13 protein-coding genes and 1 tRNA gene are annotated in these 16,940 nt (G+C 73.1%); 10 read left to right on the top strand and 4 right to left on the bottom strand.

From position 1 onward, the window contains the following. Window positions 1–213 precede the first annotated feature (213 nt). From AB0P03_RS11450 to AB0P03_RS11435, 4 genes are all read left to right on the top strand, one after another. On the top strand, window positions 214–672 hold the full coding sequence (locus AB0P03_RS11450) for a peroxiredoxin (protein ID WP_363580694.1): 459 nt from the start codon (window positions 214–216) through the stop codon (window positions 670–672). A 208-nt stretch (window positions 673–880) separates the two neighbouring features. Next, entirely contained in the window at window positions 881–1,456 is a 576-nt protein-coding gene (locus tag AB0P03_RS11445; protein ID WP_363580696.1) for a TerD family protein, read from the top strand. A 242-nt stretch (window positions 1,457–1,698) separates the two neighbouring features. Further along, a complete protein-coding gene (locus AB0P03_RS11440; protein ID WP_363580697.1) occupies window positions 1,699–2,277 on the top strand; it encodes a TerD family protein in 579 nt (192 codons plus the stop codon). A 157-nt stretch (window positions 2,278–2,434) separates the two neighbouring features. Beyond that, the gene (locus AB0P03_RS11435) at window positions 2,435–3,538 is read left to right on the top strand and encodes a DUF475 domain-containing protein (protein ID WP_363580699.1); all 1,104 of its coding nucleotides are present in this window, start codon (window positions 2,435–2,437) and stop codon (window positions 3,536–3,538) included. Between the two features lie 70 nt (window positions 3,539–3,608). On the opposite strand, the gene AB0P03_RS11430 is transcribed toward AB0P03_RS11435, so the two are convergent. After that, on the bottom strand, window positions 3,609–4,778 hold the full coding sequence (locus AB0P03_RS11430; protein WP_363580701.1) for a DUF2637 domain-containing protein: 1,170 nt from the start codon (window positions 4,776–4,778) through the stop codon (window positions 3,609–3,611). Between the two features lie 373 nt (window positions 4,779–5,151). Between AB0P03_RS11430 and AB0P03_RS11425 the strand changes: the two genes are divergently transcribed. Beyond that, the gene (locus AB0P03_RS11425; RefSeq protein WP_350878113.1) at window positions 5,152–5,898 is read left to right on the top strand and encodes a Tellurium resistance; all 747 of its coding nucleotides are present in this window, start codon (window positions 5,152–5,154) and stop codon (window positions 5,896–5,898) included. Between the two features lie 101 nt (window positions 5,899–5,999). Here the strand turns inward: AB0P03_RS11425 and AB0P03_RS11420 are convergent, their stop codons facing one another. Next, entirely contained in the window at window positions 6,000–7,166 is a 1,167-nt protein-coding gene (locus AB0P03_RS11420) for a TerD family protein (RefSeq protein ID WP_363628630.1), read from the bottom strand. Window positions 7,167–7,538: 372 nt separating this feature from the next. Here AB0P03_RS11420 and AB0P03_RS11415 point away from each other — a divergent pair, with 372 nt between their 5' ends. From AB0P03_RS11415 to AB0P03_RS11405, 3 genes are all read left to right on the top strand, one after another. Beyond that, window positions 7,539–8,735 carry an HpcH/HpaI aldolase/citrate lyase family protein gene (locus tag AB0P03_RS11415; protein WP_363628628.1) on the top strand — a complete coding sequence of 399 codons (1,197 nt, stop codon included), beginning with the start codon at window positions 7,539–7,541 and terminating at the stop codon, window positions 8,733–8,735. A 143-nt stretch (window positions 8,736–8,878) separates the two neighbouring features. Next, a complete protein-coding gene (locus AB0P03_RS11410) occupies window positions 8,879–11,323 on the top strand; it encodes a phosphoribosyltransferase (RefSeq protein ID WP_363628626.1) in 2,445 nt (814 codons plus the stop codon). After that, window positions 11,323–12,192 carry an HAD family hydrolase gene (locus tag AB0P03_RS11405; protein ID WP_363628624.1) on the top strand — a complete coding sequence of 290 codons (870 nt, stop codon included), beginning with the start codon at window positions 11,323–11,325 and terminating at the stop codon, window positions 12,190–12,192. Before AB0P03_RS11410 ends, AB0P03_RS11405 begins: the two co-directional genes overlap by 1 nt. 16 nt (window positions 12,193–12,208) lie before the next feature. Here AB0P03_RS11405 and AB0P03_RS11400 read toward each other — a convergent pair whose 3' ends face one another. Further along, complete coding sequence (locus AB0P03_RS11400) at window positions 12,209–12,439, bottom strand: zinc ribbon domain-containing protein (protein ID WP_363580711.1); 231 nt, start codon at window positions 12,437–12,439, stop codon at window positions 12,209–12,211. 94 nt (window positions 12,440–12,533) lie between these two features. After that, window positions 12,534–13,895 (bottom strand): hypothetical protein, encoded by a 1,362-nt coding sequence (locus tag AB0P03_RS11395; RefSeq protein ID WP_363628637.1) that lies wholly within the window; start codon window positions 13,893–13,895, stop codon window positions 12,534–12,536. Between the two features lie 168 nt (window positions 13,896–14,063). Between AB0P03_RS11395 and AB0P03_RS11390 the strand changes: the two genes are divergently transcribed. Together AB0P03_RS11390 and AB0P03_RS11385 are read left to right on the top strand one after the other, a co-directional pair. Next, window positions 14,064–14,138 (top strand) — tRNA-Val (locus AB0P03_RS11390). A 210-nt stretch (window positions 14,139–14,348) separates the two neighbouring features. After that, a complete protein-coding gene (locus AB0P03_RS11385; RefSeq protein WP_363628622.1) occupies window positions 14,349–16,892 on the top strand; it encodes an AAA family ATPase in 2,544 nt (847 codons plus the stop codon). The last annotated feature ends 48 nt before the right edge of the window (window positions 16,893–16,940 follow it).

The raw sequence follows: 16,940 nt of genomic DNA, 5'->3' as shown, positions 1-16,940 counted from the left end.
CCGGGGGCGGCGTCGCCCTCGTCGTCACGGAGCGTGGTCGCCAGGGGTCGCGTCCGCCCCGGGGCCGGCCCGGAAACGCGTTCGCCCAGGGCGAAAGCGGTGGAGCGCGCGGGTGCCGCCCTCATCCATTCGGCGGAACGTGCCCGAACGGATGCGAGGATGGCGCTGGCCGCGCCGCCCGCGCGGCGCGGTCGCGTCAGAAAGGTCACGTCCATGGCCATCGAGGTCGGCACCGAGGCTCCGGACTTCGAGCTCAACAACCAGCACGGCGAAGCGGTCCGCCTCTCCGACTTCCGGGGCGAGCGGAACGTCGTCCTGGTCTTCTACCCGTTCTCCTTCACCGGCGTCTGCACCGGCGAGCTCGGCGCCATCCAGCGGGAGCTGGCGCAGTTGCAGAACGACCGGGTCCAGGTGCTCGGCGTCTCCTGCGACTCGCAGTTCACCCAGCGCGTCTTCGCCGAGCGGGAGGGCCTGGAGTTCCCGCTGCTGGCCGACTTCTGGCCGCACGGCGAGGTCGCCCGCGCCTACGGCGTCCTCGACGAGCGGAAGGGCTGCCCCGTGCGCGGCACCTTCGTGATCGACACGGCGGGCACGGTGCGCTGGAGCGTCGTCAACGACCTCCCGGACGCCCGGGACGAGCAGGAGTACCTGAAGGCCCTCGGCGCCCTCTGAGGCCCCGCGTGGAGGCCCGTGGCGGTGGCCGTGGGCCCGGCCCCGCGAACTTCGAACAGCCGCGCCGGGCCCGTTCGCACGTCCGGACGGGAACCGCGCACTACGCTCGGTCCGTTGGCCGGGTGGGGCACGTGAGCCGCTCGCCGGCCGGCGCCTCGAACCGCACCACGGGGGCACCAGGGCGTGCCTCCCGATTCTTGGAGGACAAGTGGGTGTCAGCCTGAGCAAGGGCGGCAATGTCTCGCTCACCAAGGAGGCCCCGGGGCTTTCGGCCGTGGTCGTCGGCCTGGGCTGGGACGTCCGGACCACCACCGGGACGGACTTCGACCTGGACGCCAGCGCGCTGCTCTGCAACGAGCAGGGCAAGGTCGCCTCGGACGGGAACTTCGTCTTCTTCAACAACCTGAAGAGCGCGGACGGCTCCGTCGAGCACACCGGTGACAACCGCACCGGCGAGGGCGAGGGCGACGACGAGGCGATCAAGGTCAACCTGGCCGGCGTCCCGGCGGACGTGCAGAAGATCGTCTTCCCGGTCTCGATCTACGACGCCGAGAACCGCGGGCAGAACTTCGGCCAGGTCCGCAACGCGTTCATCCGCGTGGTGAACCAGGCCGACAACACGGAGCTGGCCCGCTACGACCTCTCCGAGGACGCCTCCACCGAGACCGCGATGGTCTTCGGCGAGCTGTACCGCAACGGCGCGGAGTGGAAGTTCCGGGCCATCGGCCAGGGCTACGCCTCCGGCCTGCGCGGCATCGCCCAGGACTTCGGCGTCAACGTCTGACCGGACGACACCGGACGACGCGGGGCGGCGGCGGACGACGGCCGGTCGCCCGGCGCGGGAGCCTTCTACGGGGCGGCCCCGGACCTCCAGAGGTCCGGGGCCGCCCCGGCTTCGTGTCGGCTCCGTGCGCTGCGAGGATGTGAGTTCAGGAAGTTCAGCCGGCCAAACGGGGCCGGCCCGGGCCGTGGGGGACTACACCTTGTAGGCGCGCCCCGGGAGAAGGCAAGGGAGGAAGAACAGTCATGGTGGTCACGCTCGCCAAGGGCGGGAACGTCTCGCTCACCAAGGCCGCGCCGAACCTGACGCAGGTCCAGATCGGCCTCGGCTGGTCCGCCCGTTCGACCACGGGCGCACCGTTCGACCTCGATGCGAGCGCCCTGATCTGTGGTGGCGGCCGGGTGCTCGGTGACGAGTACTTCGTCTTCTACAACAACCTCAAGAGCCCCGAGGGCTCGGTCGAGCACACCGGTGACAATCTCACCGGCGGCGAGGACGACGGCGACGACGAGGTGGTCCTGGTCAACCTGGAGCTGGTTCCGGCGCAGGCGGACAAGGTGGTGTTCGCGGTGTCGATCTACGACGCCGAGGCGCGGCTGCAGAACTTCGGGCAGGTCCGCAACGCCTACATCCGGGTCGCCAACTCCCTCGACGGCGAGGAGATCGCCCGTTACGACCTGTCCGAGGACGCGTCCAGCGAGACCGCGATGATCTTCGGCGAGCTGTACCGCTACGCGGGCGAGTGGAAGTTCCGCGCGGTGGGCCAGGGCTACGCCTCCGGCCTGCGCGGCATCGCCCTCGATTTCGGCGTAAACGTACAGTAAGGGCGAAAAGGCGAAAATCAGAACAATCGCACCCAACCTACGATCATGAGAACAGAAGGCAGTGCGGGGGTGACCTGACCGGGCCCGGCCCGGTCAGGGCGTCTCGGGACGAGGCCGCCCCCGGCACGGCCCGAAACCCGAAAGGTAACCAAGTCCCGTGTTCCTCCGCACTTTCGGCTGGTCGTTCGCGATCACCGTCCTAGGCCTGATCGCGGCCGGACTGCTCTGGGGGGCCCAAGGATTCGGCATCGTGCTGATCCTCTCCATCCTGGAGATCTCCCTGTCGTTCGACAACGCGGTGGTCAACGCCACGGTGTTGAAGCGGATGAACCCGTACTGGCAGAAGATCTTCCTGACCGTCGGCGTGCTCATCGCCGTCTTCGGCATGCGGCTGGTCTTCCCGCTGCTGGTGGTCGGCCTCACCGCGAAGCTCAACCCCGCGACGGTCGTCGACCTCGCGCTGCACTCCGACAAGACGCACGCTGGCCTGACCTACGGTCAGTACCTGGAGGCGGCCAACCCCGCCATCGCGGCCTTCGGCGGCGTCTTCCTGCTCATGATCTTCCTCGACTTCGTGTTCGACGACGAGAAGGAGCACAACTGGCTGGGCTGGATCGAGCGCCCGCTGGAGAAGGTCGGCAAGCTGGACGCCTTCTCCAGCGTCGTCGCGCTGGTCGTGCTGGTGCTGGCCTCCAACTTCTTCGCCGGGGAGCACGCTGAAACCGTTCTGCTCGCCGGTGTCCTCGGCCTGATCACCTATCTCGTGGTCGGCGGCCTCTCCTCGATCTTCGAATCGGGTCTGGAGGAGGACGCCGAGCGCGAGGAGGAGGCCGAGAAGTCCGGCAAGTCGATCCTCCAGGTCGGCGGCAAGGCCGCGTTCTTCCTCTTCCTCTACCTGGAGGTCCTGGACGCCTCGTTCTCCTTCGACGGCGTGGTCGGCGCGTTCGCCATCTCCAGCGACATCTTCCAGATCACCCTGGGCCTGGGCATCGGCGCGATGTACATCCGCTCGCTGACCGTCTTCCTGGTCCGCAAGGGCACCCTGGACGACTACGTCTACCTGGAGCACGGCGCGCACTACGCGATCGGCGCGCTCTCGGTGATCCTGCTGGTCGGGATCAAGTACCACATCCCGGAGATCGTCACCGGCCTGATCGGCGTCGCCTTCATCGGGCTGGCGCTCGGCTCGTCGATCCTGCGCAACCGGCGCGAGGCCGCGCGGGACGAACCGGAACTGGTGAGTACGGGTACCGGCGAATAGCCCGCCGGGTACGCGAAACGGCCGCCTCCGGGAATCCGGGGGCGGCCGTTTCGCGTCGCGGTGCGCCCGCTCAGCCGAGCTGCTGCTCGATCGCGCGCAGCTTGCGCTCCAGCGAGTCCAGCTTGGGCATCGACAGGGTGTCGTCGTCGGCCGTCAGGTCGATGGTCGAGCTGCGGTAGGACGAGCCCGAGGCCGATCCGGCGGACGAGGACGAGGAGTAGGACGACGAGTAGGACGAGGACGAGGAGGACGCCGAGGAGGACGGCGCGTACGACGAGCCGACGGCGGCACGCGGGCGGCGGCCGGCGTCCAGCGCGGCCGGCTCCAGCGGGCCCGAGGCGGCCTGGTGCGAGGAGGCGGTGTCCGACTCGGCGGCTAGGGCAGGCTCCGTAGCGGTCTGGCCGTCGCCGGCAGCCGTGAGCGCGGGCACCTGGCGGCCGCCGCGGGCCCGGGCGAGCATGCCGCCCTGGCGGGAGATGGCCTTCAGCTCGGCCCGCTCGCGGCGGTCGGCCGTGCGGGCCCGCACCTTGGCGTCCAGCTTGGCCTGGCGCTCCTCGCGCACCTCCTCGACCGCCTCGTCCAGGCTGCGGACGTTCTCCAGCAGCATCAGCGACCAGGCCGCGTAGGTCTCGCGCGGGGCGCGCAGCCAGCGGACGATCCGGATCTGCGGCAGCGGGCGCGGCACGAGCCCCTGCTCGCGCAGCGCGGCCTTGCGGGTCTGCTTCAGCGCGCGGTCGAACAGGATCGCCGCCGAGATCGACATGCCGGAGAAGAACTGCGGGGCGCCGTCGTGCGACACGCCGCGCGGCGCGTGCACCCAGTTGAACCAGGCCGAGGCGATCGCGAACACCCAGACCAGCAGGCGGGAGCCGAGCGCGGCGTCACCGTGGCTGGCCTCGCGGACGGCGAGCACCGAGCAGAACATCGCGGCGCCGTCGAGGCCGAACGGGACGAGGTACTCCCAGCCGCCGGACAGCCCCAGGTTCTCCTTGCCGAAGCCCACCAGGCCGTGGAAGGACAGCGCGGCGGCGACACCGGCGCAGCAGAACAGCAGCGTGTAGGAGGAGATGCCGTAGATCATCTCCTTGCGCCGCCGACGCTCCTCGCTGCGCTCCCAGGAGTCGCCGGCCTCTTCCTTCTTCGTGTTCTTGAAACGCAGCGTCGCCAGCAGGACGGCGACGAACAGCAGGGCTGCGCCGCCGACGACGGTCCAGACCAGCTGTATGGAGGTCAGGTTCATTGCGGGTCGGGCCTCGGGTTTCCGCAGGGGACGGGTTCACAGAGCGACACAGGCGGTCAGCTCCCGGTACTCGGGTCGCGCCTGACGGTTCGTTCGTCGCCGCACGGCGTACCCGCCGCACCCGCGCAGGGGCGGACGGGACACCTGTGCGGCTAGACGATATCGCGTCCGAAGGGGCGGCATGTTACGGGAGGGGGGCTTCCTCCCGCCAATCGACCCGCCGGCCGCTCCACTCGTCGACCCGGCGGTGAGCGCCGGGGGGCCCGACGGGGTAGGGGAGGGGAAGGTTTGGGTATCCGAGGGCCGGGCTGATGCCCGATCATGGAGCGGCGAACCGTCAGATCGCCTGACGGGAGCAGGGGGAGAGGGCGGGATGGTCTCGATCTGGGAGTACCTGCGCGGGGAGCGGAACTACACCTTCGACAACCCGGGCGGTCAGCACAAGGTCATACTCACCAAGTCGACCCCGCAGCACGCGATCACCGGGTCCGCGGCCACCACCGGCTACCTCTACGTCAACCTGCACTGGACCACCCGCTCCGGGGCCGTCCGGCCGAGTGCCCGGGAACGCGCCAAGCGCCTCTTCAGCCCCCGCATCCTGCGCCCGCTGGAGCCGGACTCGGTGCAGAACGAGCAGGTCAACGTCGACCTCGACCTGGCGTGCATGTACGAACTGTCCGACGGGAGCAGCGGTGTGGTGCAGCCGCTCGGCGGCTACTTCGGCGACCTCCGGCAACCGCCGTACATCAAGCTCAGCGGCGACGACCAGTACGGGGCGCCGTCCGGCGAGACGATGTACGTCAACCTGGAGAAGAAGGACAAGTTCAAACGGCTGCTGATCTTCGTCTACATCTACGACGGCACGCCGGCCTTCGAGCAGTCCCACGCGGTGGTGACGATCGTGCCGCAGACCGGGCCGCGGATCGAGATCAAGCTGGACGAACGGGCCCGGGCGGCGCGCTCGTGCGCGGTGGTGCTGATCGAGAACGCGGGGGACAACCAGCTGACGGTGCGCCGTGAGGTGCGGTACGTCAACGGGTTCCAGGCGGACATCGACCGGCTGTACGGGTTCGGGATGCAGTGGCAGCGCGGGTACAAGAGCCAGGGCGGTTCCGACTAGGCCCCGCCCGGCCTCGACCCCGCCCGGCCTCGACCCCGCCCGGCCTCGGCCCTGCCCGGTCTGGTCGGAGCCGGGCGGCGGTGGTGCCCTGAGCAGGCCGGTCAGCGGGGCTGGAACTGCGGGCCCTGCGGCGGCAGGGCGAACTCCTCGCCGGTGGGCGGCTGGGCCGGGGCCTGGGCAGGTGGTTGCGCGGGGGCCTGGGCCGGCGGCTGCTGGCCGGTGCCGGCGTGCGGGTAGCCGTAGCTGCCGGGGTGCTGCTGCGGGGCGGGCTGCTGCTGGTGCGGGTAGCCGTATCCGGTGCCCTGCTGCTGCGGGTACGGCTGGGGGGTGGGTTGCGGGTACCCGTAGCCGGTACCGGGCTGCTGCTGCGGATAGCCGTAGCCGGTGCCGGGCGGCTGCTGGGGCTGTGGCTGCTGCGGGTAGCCGTACCCGGTGCCGGGCTGGTGGGCCGGGGGTGCGGTCGGAGCCGGCGGCGCGGCCGGGGGAACGGTGGGCGGGGCGGTCGGCGGGGGCGGCACCGGGCCCGGGGCGGCCGCGGCGGGCTGTTGGGGTCGGCCCTGGGGGGTGGCCGACGGCTGCGGGACGGCCGGGGCCAGGGTGAAGGTGCCGGGCTCGGGCGGGGCGGTCGGGCGCGGGGCGGGCAGCGGGGTGCTGCGCGGGTCGACGGCGGCGGTGGGGGTGGCCGTCGAGGCCGCCGCCGGGGCCGCGTCGGCCTCCGCCTCGTCGTCGACGGTGATGCCGAAGTCGGTGGCCAGGCCGATCAGGCCGGAGGTGTAGCCCTGGCCGATCGCCCGGAACTTCCAGGCGCCGGAGCGCCGGTACAGCTCGCCCGCGACCAGGGCGGTGACGTTCTCGCCGTCGGAGATCGCGAACTCGGCGAGTGCGGGCGTGCCGTCCCCGGCCGTGGCGTCGAAGAGCAGCAGGCGCAGCCCGGGCACCGTGCGGAAGGAGCCGCCCTCGGAGGAGCCGGCCAGCACCACCCGGTCGACGTCGGCGGGCAGCTTGGCGAGTTCGACCTCGATCGTGTCGATGATCTCGGCGCCGCCGGAGGTCTGCTGCTTGGGCAGGTGGCGCACCAGGCCGGAGGGGTGTCGCGGCTGGTTGTAGAAGACGAAGTCGGCATCCGAACGGACCTTGCCGGTGGCGCCGAGCAGCAGCGCGGACGCGTCCACGTCCGGCGCACCGGGCGTGGCGCTCCAGCGCAGCACGGCGCGGACCGCCGCAGCCGGCAGTGCGATGTTGGCGCCCTTGGCCATCACGTGCGTCATAGCCGACCATCCTGCCCGTTCGCCACCCCTTCGGACAACGTGACCGGGACCGTCGGAACCGGGTCGAACTTTGCCAAGACTTGCGCTTGCCGGGGGTTTGCCGGTGCTCGACCGGTGATCGGTGATCTGGACGGCGATGTTCCGGGAGTTCAGTGCCGAGGAACCGGGGACGGCCGGAATCCGTCCGTACGATGGGCGGTCCAAGGGCCCGCCGGGGTCGGGCGGAGGGGGCCCGCCGGCGTCCGTCCGGGAACCACGGAGCCCCGTGGACCGGTTAACCATGGTGTCGCACCGCTGGATCGCGGTGTCGTCCCGCGCCGCCGCACGCCCCGGCAACGGACCGGTGGCCGTCAAACCTCTGAGGAGAGCACCTTGCGCCATTTCGGCCACCTCGCCGACGACGTACGCGGTCGCCTCTTCCTCGAACCGCCCCGGCCGTTCACCGCGCGGAGCGAGGCCGCGGTGCTGGCCACCGCCCTCGGCGGCACCCTCTACAGCCCCGCCACCCGGCCCGCGCTGGCCGCCGACATCCGCAAACAGGCTGCTCGGGGCGTGGTGTCGATGGTGCTCTGCCTGGAGGACGCGATCGCCGACCACGAGGTGGACGCGGGGGAGCGGAACCTGATCGAGCAGTTGAATGACCTGGTCAGGGATTTCACCGACTGCACACAAGGCCACCCCCTGCTCTTCATCAGAGTTCGAGCCGCCTCCCAGATCCTCGACCTGGCCGAGCGGCTCGGGCCGGCCGTCGAGCTGCTGAGCGGGTTCGTCCTGCCGAAGTTCACCACGGAGACCGGCGGCGCGTACCTGGCCGCCCTGGCCGCCTCCGAGGCCGCCACCGGGCGCCGGCTGTTCGCCATGCCCGTCCTGGAGTCACCCGAACTCGCCCACCTGGAGACCAGGCGCCAGCAGCTCTTCGGCATCGCCGACCTGCTCGCCGGGCACCGGGAGCGGGTGCTCGCCGTCCGCCTCGGCGTGACCGACCTGTGCTCCGCGTACGGCCTGCGCCGCTCGCCCGACCTCACCGCGTACGACGTCGCCCTGGTCTCGGCGGTGATCGGCGACGTGGTCAACGTGCTCGGCCGGGCGGACGGCACCGGGTACACCGTCACCGGTCCGGTCTGGGAGTACTTCCCGGTCCAGGAGCGGATGTTCAAGCCGCAGCTGCGCCGCACGCCGTTCGCCGAGGCCCCCGGGACGGCCCGGGCCTCCGGCGAGGAGGTCCGCCGGCGGATCATCGAGCACGACCTGGACGGGCTGATCCGGGAGGTCGAGCTCGACCGGGCCAACGGCCTGCTCGGCAAGACCTGCATCCACCCCAGCCACGTCCCCGCCGTGCACGCCCTCTCGGTGGTCACGCACGAGGAGTACTGCGACGCCCGGGACATCCTCCGGCAGGAGCGGGACGGCGGCGGGGTCCTGCGCTCGGCGTACACCAACAAGATGAACGAGGCCCGGCCGCACCGGGCCTGGGCGGAGCGGGTGCTGCTGCGGGCGGAGGTGTTCGGGGTGGCCCGGGAGGACGTGAGCTTCGCGGAGCTGCTCGCGGCCTGCCTGTGCGGGGGGTGAGGGGGTGAGGGGGCTGCGCGCGGCTGAGGGGGCTGTCCGCGGCTGACCCGAACGGCCCCACCGATCCGACCCATCCGGCCGATCCGACCGATCCGACCGATCCGAAGACCGCACCACCGCACCATGCGAAGGCAGGACCAGCAGTGACAGCACAGCAGACGTGGACCGGCCGTTGGGTCGCCGACCGGGCCGGCATCGCCCTGACCGGATCGGACCGCCTCCCCGAACTCGTGGGCCTGGCCCTGCGTTCCCAGAACCCGAAGCGCGCCCACCTGCTGGTCTCCACCGTGCTCGGCAAGCACGTCCCGCAGCGGCCCGCGGTCGTCCACGGCGTTGGGCTCGAACTCGGCCGGCAGGTCCGCGAGTTGCTCGGCGACGAGGCCGCCGCGCGGGCCGTCGTCCTCGGCTACGCGGAGACGGCCACCGGCCTCGGCCACAGCGTCGCCGACGGCCTCGACGCCCCGTACCTGCACTCCACCCGCCGCCCGGTGGCCGGCGTGCCCCCACTCGGCGGCTTCGAGGAGGAGCACTCGCACGCCACCTCGCACCTGCTGCTCCCCGCCGATCCCGAGCTCCTCACCGGTGACGGCCCGTTGGTGCTGGTCGACGACGAGTTCTCGACCGGCCGCACGGTCCTCAACACCATCCGCGAACTGCACGCCCGCCACCCCCGCGACCACTACGTCGTCGTCGCCCTGGTCGACCTGCGCTCCGCCGCCGACCGCCGCCGGCTCGCCGACACCGCCGCCGAACTCGGCGTCCGGCTCGACCTGGTGGCCACCGCCAGCGGCGCCGTCCAGCTGCCCGCGGACGTCCTGGACCGCGCCGAGCGGCTGATAGCCGAGGCCGCCCCCGCCCCCGCCGCGCCCCCCGGACCGCCCGCACCGCTCGCCCGGGTCGACCTGGACTGGCCCGCCGGGCTCCCCGACGGCGGCCGGCACGGGTTCACCGCCCGCGACCGCGTCCGACTGGACGCCGCCCTGCCCCGCCTGGCCGCACAGCTGGCCGACGCACTGCCCGCCACGGCGCGGCGCGTGCTGGTCCTCGGCTTCGAGGAACTGATGTACGCCCCGCTGCGGCTGGCCGGCGCACTCGCCGACCGGCTGGGCGGCGACCGCGTCCGCTACTCCACCACCACCCGCTCGCCCGTCCTCGCCGTGGACGACCCCGGCTACGCCATCCGCACCCGCCTCGCCTTCCCGGCCCACGACGACCCGCAGGACGACGCTTCGCGCGAGCGCTACGCCTACAACGTCGCCCCCGGCAGCGACCCGGCTCGCCGGTTCGACGCGGTCGTGCTGGTGGTCGACGACGTCGCCGACACCCCCGCCCTGCGCGAGGGCGAGCGCGCCCTGCTCGGCCAGCTGCGGCAGGTCACCGACCAGGTGGTGCTCGCGGTGCTGCCCTCCCACCGGCCGGCCGGGCTGCCGTCCCGCACGCCTCCCCGCCTGCCGTCCCCGTTGTACGGCCCGGCGTTCTCCTCCTACCGGCCCGACGAGGTGGCCTGGCTGCTCAAGGACCTCTCCGGCGTCCCGCTCGAAGCCCCCACCGAGGAGCGCGAGGAGGCCGTCCAGAACGGCGGCGCGCACTACGCCGAATCGCTGCCGGTCGAGTACCAGCCCAGCCCCGAGTACCAGGAGCTGTTCCACCAGGCGCTGCGCGCCTCCGCCCGCCGCATCGCGCTCGCCGCCGGCACCGTCGCCGAGACCCTGCTGCGCGAGCGCGGCCCCGGCCTGGTGCTCGCCTCGCTGGCCCGGGCCGGCACGCCCGTCGGCATCCTGATCCGCCGCTGGCTCGCCCACGCCCACGGACTCGACACCCCGCACTACGCCGTCTCCATCGTCCGCGGCCGCGGCATCGACCCGGTCGCCCTGCGCTACCTGGCCGCCCACCACCGCGCCGGCGACGTGGTCTTCGTCGACGGCTGGACCGGCAAGGGCGCGATCAGCCGCGAACTCGCCGAGGCCCTGGCCGGCACCGGATTCGACCCGGACCTCGCCGTCCTCGCCGACCCCGGCCGCTGCGCGCGCACCTACGGCACCCGGGACGACTTCCTGATCCCCTCCGCCTGCCTCAACTCCACCGTCTCCGGCCTGGTCTCGCGCACCGTGCTGCGGCCCGGCCTGATCGGCCCGGACGACTTCCACGGCGCCAAGCACTACGCCGAACTGGCCGGCGCGGACGTCTCCGCCGCCTTCCTCGACACCGTGGCCGACCACTTCGACGCCGTCCGCCCGGAGGCCGTCGCCGCCGCCGACCGGCTGTCCACCGCCCCGGACCGCGCGCCCGACTGGGCCGGCTGGGCCGCCGTCGAGCGGATCAGCACCGAGTACGGCATCGACAGCGTCAACCTGGTCAAGCCCGGCGTCGGCGAGACCACCCGGGTGCTGCTGCGCCGCGTCCCCTGGCGGGTCCTCGCCCGGCGCGGCGCCGACCTCGACCACGTCCGGCTGCTCGCCGCCCAGCGCGGCGTCGAGGTCGAGGAGGTGGACGGCCTGCCGTACTCCTGCGTCGGCCTCATCCACCCCCGCTACAGTCGGGGAGCGACCGGGGCCTCCGGTAGGACCGTTGTGGTGAAGGAGTCCTGATGAACGCCGATGTTCTCGTCGCCAGCGACCTCGACCGGACGCTCGTCTACTCCAACCGGGCCCTCGCCCTGGACGTCCCCGACCGGCTCGCGCCCCGGCTGCTCTCCGTCGAGGTGCACGACGGAAAGGCGCTCTCGTTCATGACCGAACAGGCCGCCGCGCTGCTCGCCGAACTCGTCCGGCAGGCCTGGTTCGTCCCCGCCACCACCCGCACCCTCGCCCAGTACGAGCGGATCAACCTGCCCGGCCCGACGCCCGGTTGGGTCCCCGCGTACGCGATCTGCGGCAACGGCGGGCACCTGCTCGTCGACGGCGTGCCCGACCAGGACTGGCGCACCGAGATCACTGCGCGGCTCGCCTCCGGTGCGGCCCCGCTGGAGGAGGTCGTCCGGCAGCTCGCCCTGAGCGCCGACCCGGAGTGGACGCACAAGCGCCGCGTCGCCGACGGGCTGTTCGCCTACCTCGTCGTCGAGCGCGCCGCGCTGCCCGCCGGCTGGCTCGACGAGCTGACCGGCTGGTGCGCCGAACGCGGCTGGACGGTCTCGCTCCAGGGCCGCAAGGTCTACGCCGTCCCCGCGCCGCTCAGCAAGAGCGCCGCCCTCGCCGAAGCCGTCCGGCGCACCGGCGCGAGCACCGTGCTCGCGGCCGGTGACTCGCTGCTCGACGCCGACCTGCTGCTCGCCGCCGACGCCGCCTGGCGGCCCGGGCACGGCGAACTCGCCGACGGCGGCTGGACCGCCCCCGGCGTCACCGCCCTCGACGAGGTGGGGGTGGCGGCGGGGGAGGAGATCGTCCGACGGTTCCTCGCCCGGGTGGCCGCCGCTTCCGTCGCCCCCGCCGCCCCCACCGCCCCCGTCGTCGCTTCCTGAGCGGAAGCGGGAGCGGTCAGCCGCAGCAGCCGCCGCCGCAACAGCCCCCTCCGCCACCACCGTTGCCGGAGGGGGCCTGGCGCGGGGCGCCGCCCGAAGCGGAGCCGGTGACGGCGATGGCGGACAGCAGCTTCACGGTGTCCTCGTGGCCCTGCGGGCAGACGGCGGGGGCGCCGGCCTGCGCCATCGGGCGGCGGAGTTCGAAGGTGGCGCCGCAGGAGCGGCAGCGGAAGTCGTAGCGTGGCATACCGGCAGGGTACCCAGGCGGTGCCCTGCCGGCGCCCTACCGGTGTCCTATCGGTGGGTGCTGCCGGTGTCCTGCCCGGCCGGCGCTACCGGCGCTACCGGTGCCCGCCCAGATCGCCGCGGATCAGCCCGATCACCTGCGCCGCCGTCTCCCGCACGCCCGCCAGCTCGGTCAGGAAGTGCCAGTAGTCGGGGTGCCGGCCGGCCGCCTCCAGGGTGGCCACGGCCCGGTCCAGCCGCGCCACCGCCTCGTCCAGCGGGGCGGCGTGCCGCGGGTCCGGCGCGCTGCGGCCCGTCATCGCCAGCCGCTGCGCGTCGCGCAGGGCGAACCGGGCCCGCTCCACCTCCCGGTGCGGGTCGTGCTGCACCTCGTTCAGCTGCCGCAGCCGCTCGTTCACCGCGACCACCGACCCGTCCGCGGTGTCCAACAGCGCGCGCACCGTACCGATGGCGCCCGTCGCGTCCGCCCAGCGCTGCTCGTCCCGGGCCCGGGCGGCCTCGGCGAGCTTGCGCTCCGCCGCCCGCCCGGTCTCCGCGACCTGCTCCGACACCCGCTGGAGGTCCTGCCAGCAGGCCGCGCTGAACCGGCGGCGCAGTTCGCTCAGTGCCGGCTCGACCGTCTCCGCCTTGGTCTCCAGCGCCTGGATCCGGGTCCGCAGGCTCGCCACCCGCCGGTCGATCTCCCGTGCCCGCTCCGGCAGTTGACCGGCGTCGGCCGCGATCGCCTCGGCGCGCCGGCCCACCTCGTCCGCGCGCCGCAGCGTCGGCGCCACCCCGTGCCGGGCCGGCCCCTCGTTCAGCAGCCCGAGCTCCGGCGCCAGTTCGGCCAGCCGGGCCGCCAGGTCGTCCGCCCGCAGCCCGGCGCCGCGCACCGCGTCCAGCGCGTTGCTCGCCTGGAGCAGCGCGCGCTTCGCCTGCTCCACCGCCGGGGTGACCCGCATCAACTGCTGCTCGGCGCGCTGGAGGGTCGGCTGAAGCCGCTGGAGGAAGTCGTTCAGCTCCGCCCGGGCCGAGCCGAGCTGCCCCTTCACGTCCTCCAGCTGCCGCCGGGCCCGCGCCGCGGTGCCGGCGTCCAGCTCCTCGTCGTCCAGGTTGTACGCGTCCAGCGCGCCCAGGTAGTTCACGGTGACCTGGTCCACCCGGCCGGTGATCCCCGCCAGATCCGCCAGCGCCCGGCGGGCCGTCGCCTCGTCCTCGGCCGCCCGGACGGTCTCCACCGCCAACTGCACCTCGCGCTGCGTCGAGTCCAGCTCGTAGAACGCCTCCTGCGCGGCGTCCCGGGCCGCCTTGGCGTCCGCCCGCACACCCTCCCCGCCGCGCCGGCCCCACCAGCCGCCCGTCCCGGCCGAGGCCAGCCCCAGCGCACCCAGCGCACCCGCCAGCACCACCGGCACCACCAGTGCGTCGGCCAGCGCACTCCCCGCCCGACGCCGCCCCCGCCCGCTCCCGCCGGCCACCGTCACTGCGCGCTCCCTGCTCCGACCCGCTGATCCACCCCCATTCTTCCCGATCGCCCCACCGCACCGGCACCCCCACCCGCCCCACTCCCCGACCACCCGCACCACAGCACCCCCCGGGACCAGGTACCCTAGGCAGTCGTCGTGCCCCCACCGGGCCGCGACAGGGGGCGCGTAGCTCAGTGGTAGAGCGCTGCTCTTACAAAGCAGATGTCGGCGGTTCGAAACCGTCCGCGCCCACCACCGTTCGGAGGGCCGGTCCCGGGAGACATGTCTCCCGGGACCGGCCCTCCGTCGTTTCCCGGGCCGCTCCGTCGGTGCGGCCGACGGGGCGGGGGAGTTGGGGGGTGCCGTCAGGGGGCGTCAGGGGGCGGGAGGGGGCGGGGCTCGGGAGGCGGGGTGGGGCGGGCTGTGTTTGGGTGGCTGCACACCGCTTGGGAGAGGTGATCCTCCGTGACCATGCCACCGTTCGGATCGAGCGATCCGTTCTCCGATCTACTCAGCCGCTTCTTCGGGATGAGTCCGATGGCCTCCCCTCCCGCCGTGCAGCGGGTGCCGATCGGGCGGTTGCTGAGCGAGTCCTCGCAGGAGCTGCTGGGGCTGGCCGCGCACCGGGCCGGCGAGGACGGGATCAGTGATCTCGACACCGGGCACCTGGCCTGGGCGGCCACCCGGGTGGAGCCGTCGCGCCGGATGCTGGAGCGGGCGGGGATCGACCCGGACCAGCTGGCCGGTGACCTGGAGCGGTCGCTGCCGTCCGGGGACCCGGCGGCGGTGGACGGCGGGCAGCCCGCGCTGACGCCGTCGGCCAAGCGTGCGCTGCTGGCGGCGCACGCCCGTTCGCAGGCGGCCGGGGCCTCGTACATCGGGCCGGAGCACATCCTCGGCGCGCTGCTGGACCAGGAGCGGTCCGGGGCGGGGACGGCGCTGCGCAACGCGGCGCCCTCGCAGGAGGCGCTGAAGACGGTGCTGGAGGGGCGCGGCGTCGGCGGCGAGCGCAGCAGCACGGGCGCGCACCCGAGCGAGACGCCGACGCTGGACGAGTACGGGCTGGACCTCACCGAGGCGGCGCGCTCGGGCCGGCTGGACCCGGTGGTCGGGCGGGCCGAGGAGATCGAGCAGACCGTCGAGATCCTCTCCCGCCGGACCAAGAACAACCCGGTGCTGATCGGCGAGCCGGGTGTCGGCAAGACCGCGATCGTGGAGGGGCTGGCGCAGCGGATCGTCTCCGGGGACGTGCCGCAGAGCCTGCGGGACAAGCGGGTCGTCACCCTCGACCTGACCGCCCTGGTGGCCGGCTCCAAGTACCGGGGCGAGTTCGAGGAGCGGCTGAAGAAGGTGATCGACGAGGTCACGGCGGCCGAGAAGAGCGTGATCCTGTTTCTGGACGAGCTGCACACCGTGGTCGGCGCGGGTTCCGGCGGCGAGGGGTCGATGGACGCCGGCAACATCCTCAAGCCGGCGCTGGCACGCGGCGAACTGAGCGTGGTCGGCGCGACGACGCTGGACGAGTACCGCAAGCACGTGGAGAAGGACGCCGCGCTGGAGCGCCGCTTCCAGCCGGTGCTGGTGCCCGAGCCGAGCGTCGAGGAGACGATCGAGATCCTGCGGGGGCTGCGGGACGCGTACGAGGCGCACCACCAGGTGCGGTTCACCGACGAGGCGCTGGACGCGGCGGCGACGCTGTCCGACCGGTACGTCAGCGACCGCTTCCTGCCGGACAAGGCGATCGACCTGCTGGACCAGGCCGGCGCCCGGGTGCGGCTGCGCAGCCTGAGCGGCTCGACCGAGGCGACCGGGGTGCAGGACCGGATCACCAAGCTGAAGCGGGAGTTGGACGAGGCCGTCGCGGACGAGGAGTTCGTGCGGGCGGCCAACCTGAAGGCCGAGCTGCGGCAGACCGAGGACGAACTGGCGGCCGTCGCCGAGTCCCGCGAGGAGGTCGTCGACGTGACCGCCGACGACATCGCGCAGGTGCTGTCGTCCCGGACCGGCATCCCGGTCGCGGAGTTGAACGCGACCGAGCGGGAGCGGCTGCTCAAGCTGGAGGAGCACCTGCACGAGAAGGTGATCGGCCAGGACGAGGCGGTCACCGCGGTCGCCCAGGCGGTGCGCCGCGGCCGGGCCGGGATGGGCGACCCGGACCGGCCGACCGGCTCCTTCCTCTTCCTCGGGCCGACCGGCGTGGGCAAGACCGAGCTGGCGAAGGCGCTGGCGGCGCTGCTGTTCGGCGACCCGGACCGGATGATCCGCTTCGACATGAGCGAGTTCCAGGAGAAGCACACCGTCTCCCGGCTGGTCGGCTCCCCGCCCGGGTACGTCGGCTACGACGAGGCCGGGCAGCTGACCGAGGCCGTCCGCCGCAAGCCGTACAGCGTGCTGCTCTTCGACGAGGTGGAGAAGGCGCACCCGGACGTCTTCAACCTGCTGCTCCAGGTGCTGGACGACGGGCGGCTGACCGACGCCCAGGGGCGGACTGTCGACTTCCGCAACACCGTGGTGATCATGACCAGCAACATCGGCTCGCAGCGCATCCTCGACCACGCCGGGAACGTGGACGAGATCCGCGACGACCTGATGCGCGACCTGCGCCAGCAGTTCCGGCCGGAGTTCCTGAACCGGATCGACGAGGTGATCGTCTTCCACGCGCTCACCCGGAAGGACCTGCTGTCGGTGGTCGACCTGCTGCTGGAGCGCAGCCGGCGCCGGCTCAAGGCGCAGGACGTGCAGTTGGAGGTCACCGAGGCGGCCAAGGAGTGGCTGGTCAACCGCGGGTACCAGCCGGAGTTCGGGGCCCGGCCGCTGCGCCGGACGATCCAGTCGGAGCTGGACAACCGGGTGTCCAACCTGCTGCTGGACGGCACGGTGCAGGAGGGCGACACGCTGATCGCGGAGGTGAGCGACGGCGACCTGGTGGTCACGCTCGCCCGGCCGGAGGCGTCGGCGACCTTCGAGGAGGCGCAGGAGAAGGCGGGGGAGAAGGCGGGGGAGGCCTGACCCCTCGGCGATCGCCCTGCCCCGCCGCCGGACGGTCAGGCGGCGGGG

Origin of the sequence: Kitasatospora sp. NPDC088779 (assembly GCF_040685395.1) — a bacterium.
In the GTDB taxonomy this organism is placed as follows: domain Bacteria; phylum Actinomycetota; class Actinomycetes; order Streptomycetales; family Streptomycetaceae; genus Kitasatospora.
The sequence above is the reverse complement of the archived record's forward strand: the minus strand, read 5'-3'. Positions and strand labels throughout refer to the sequence as shown.